This is a genomic window from Synechococcus sp. R55.7 (assembly GCF_047461955.1).
GTDB lineage: Bacteria > Cyanobacteriota > Cyanobacteriia > Thermostichales > Thermostichaceae > Thermostichus.
In genome coordinates this window covers 1-812 of sequence record NZ_JANSIC010000431.1, presented here as the reverse complement: position 1 = coordinate 812, position 812 = coordinate 1, and the positions used below count along the sequence as shown (strand labels likewise).

The 812-nt window shown below is 61.0% G+C and carries 1 protein-coding gene; it reads right to left on the bottom strand.

The window, feature by feature from the left end:
• The coding region (locus NW820_RS12955; protein ID WP_414407717.1) for a TatD family hydrolase at window positions 1-735 on the bottom strand (735 nt) is incomplete at its 3' end.
• Window positions 736-812: the final 77 nt, after the last annotated feature.

The window sequence follows — 812 nt, the reverse complement described above, 5'->3', positions numbered from 1 at the left end:
CAGCTCCGCCAAGGTTTGGGCCACCCGCTGCACGTAAGCCGGCTCGTTGCGTTTGCCGCGGAAGGGGGTGGGAGCCAGAAAAGGGCAATCGGTTTCCACCAAAAGCTGGGATAGGGGCACCTCCAAGGCCGACCGGCGGACAGTCTCGGCATTTTTGAAAGTGACAATGCCGCTGAAGCTAATGAAGCAGCCCAGCTCGACAAACAGCCGCGTCTCCTCCGGGGATCCGCTCCAGCAATGCATCACCGCCCGCACTGGCCCCCCCGTGGCCATGGCCTCCTTGAGGATGGCGTAGGTGGCTGCTGCCGCCTCGCGGCAATGGACGATCAACGCCAGATCCTGCGCTTGGGCAATGGCAATCTGGGCCCAGAAGGATTCTTTTTGCCGCTCGATATCCGCCGGGTTGGACTTGTAGAAATCCAGGCCCGTCTCCCCGATAGCCACCACTCGCTCGTCGCTGGCGGCCAGGTGGGCGATCTTTTCGGCCAAATCGGGCTGCCACTGGCCCGCCTCCAAAGGGTGCAGCCCCACCGACAAAAATACTTCCGGATACTGGTCGGCAATGGCCTGCAACTGGGGGAATTCTGCTGGTGTTACACAAGAATGCACCAAACGCCGGATCCCCGTCTGACGCCAGCGCTCGGCCACCTGGGGCAGATCCGCGGCAAAATCGGGGTAATTGAGGTGGACGTGAGTATCCACCAAAGGAGCAGCAGGTAAGACGGCGGTGCTCAAGGCTCAGCTCCCCAACAATCGTGTTGCCAACCTTATCCAATTGTAAAAGCTGTCCCCGGCCTGCTTGGGATCCCTTC